This is a genomic window from Rhodococcus sp. CX, from assembly GCF_015865005.1.
Taxonomy (GTDB): Bacteria; Actinomycetota; Actinomycetes; order Mycobacteriales; family Mycobacteriaceae; genus Rhodococcus.
This window is the reverse complement of the sequence record NZ_JADZGH010000023.1, coordinates 14,237-15,007: the sequence shown is the minus strand read 5'-3', so window position 1 is coordinate 15,007 and position 771 is coordinate 14,237. Positions and strand designations below refer to the sequence as shown.

The 771-nt window shown below is 63.8% G+C and carries 1 pseudogene; it reads right to left on the bottom strand.

From position 1 onward, the window contains the following. Nucleotides 1-251 precede the first annotated feature (251 nt). Nucleotides 252-771 (bottom strand): annotated as a pseudogene (locus I0Q12_RS02100) (ABC transporter substrate-binding protein); the annotation flags it as partial.

Here is a 771-nt window from a genome sequence, read left to right as displayed (position 1 = left end):
TTCCCACTGCTCGATGATCCTGCCGGTTCCTCCGGTGACAGGTTCGCCGGTGGGGCCGCCGGCGCCGGCTGAATCTGCTGAGTTACCACTGCTGCATGCGCCCAGCATGAGCGTCGCGGCGGCTATTCCCGCCACGAGCGTATGACTTCTTCTGATCACGGGGGGACCTTTCCTGGTCTGAAGGTTCGATCTGACGGGGCTAAGGCCGGATCGGTTGTGCCCGGTACGGTGGACACACCCGGAGCCGGGTGTCAGTCGGTGTTGTTGATCCAGAGTTCCTCGGGAAGAATCGAGCCCATCCCGTACTGCCGGATGCCGCCGACGTTGCCGCTCGCGACGAAGCCCGGTGCGGAGCGGGTGTAGAAGATGATCGGATTCAGTTCGACGAGACGTCGCTGAACCACCTCGTATGCCGACTCCCGTTCCCCCTCGTCCCGGGATGCCAGTGCCCGGCTCAGGGCCGCATCCATCTGTGGATCCTTGATTCCGCTGTAATTTCCCGCTGAGTCGCCGTGGAGTCCGAACCACAGCCGGGGCTCCGGGTCGCCGGCGAAGACGACGGCGTTCGTGATCACGTCGTAGTCCATCTGCCCGAGAATCTGCCCCACCTGGGCGAAATCGATGGTGCGCACGTTCACGGTGATGTTGTTCAGCGTGCTGAGCTGGGTCTGGATGGCCTCACCCAGTGCCCTGCCCGATGGGTACATCGAGAGGGTGAAGTTCAGCGGCTTGCCTTCGGCGGCGAGCTCGTCTAGGAGGCGCTGTGCCTCC